The sequence below is a fragment of the Thiobacillus denitrificans genome, assembly GCF_001530125.1.
GTDB classification, from domain to species: domain Bacteria; phylum Pseudomonadota; class Gammaproteobacteria; order Burkholderiales; family Thiobacillaceae; genus Thiobacillus; species Thiobacillus denitrificans_C.
Map to the genome: position 1 here is coordinate 1 of NZ_LDUG01000037.1, position 768 is coordinate 768.

The window sequence follows — 768 nt, forward strand, 5'->3', positions numbered from 1 at the left end:
GCGCTGGTCGATGAACAGGCTGCTGCCGTCGACGCGTTTGGCCATGTGTTTGGCTTCGGAGGCGGCGCGCGCCACTTCCTGATATTGATGGAAATGGGTGGGGTCCACCAGCACCGCGCCGATGGAGAGTGTCACCAATGCGTGAAATGCCATCGCACCGCGCCGGTTTTCGCTGTGGTAGCCGCCTGCCTCCACATGCTCGGGATTGAACAGCGACTGACACTCCCGATCGAAGCGCGCCAGCATGCCGTGGCAGCGCACCTCCCAGTCGAGGCTTTGAAACAGCACCACGAAATCGTCGCCGCCGATGTGGCCGACAAAATCGAGTTCGGCATTGCAGCTTTCGCGCAGGATGCGCGCCAGCAACTGGATGATGACATCGCCGTGGCGGAAGCCATAGACGTCGTTGTAGGGCTTGAACTGGTCGAGGTCGAAATAGGCGGTGACGAAGGTCTGCTCGTTAACCAGCAGGCGTTCCATGTGTTCCTGGATCGGCACATTGCCGGGCAGGCCGGTTAGTGGGTTGGCATAGCGTGCAGCGACGATCTGCATTTCGGTCACTTCGCGCATCAGGTCAAAGCCCGACCCCAGCCCCAGGTAGCGCCCCTCGGAGGTAATGATGAAGCCCTGGGTGAAGGCCGCCTTGCCTTTATTCACCACCAGTTCCGACAGCTCGGTCATGCGCGTGGCCTTGTCGACGATCAGCGGATCGGCGTCCATCAGGTCGCGGCAGGGCTTGCGGCCATGGAGCTCGCGGGCGTACAGGCT

At 61.7% G+C, this 768-nt stretch carries 1 protein-coding gene; it reads right to left on the bottom strand.

Translation table 11 applies throughout. The features are described from left to right. Positions 1 to 768, bottom strand: a 768-nt coding sequence (locus ABW22_RS13515; protein WP_157648649.1) for a GGDEF domain-containing protein, incomplete at both ends; no start/stop codon positions are given.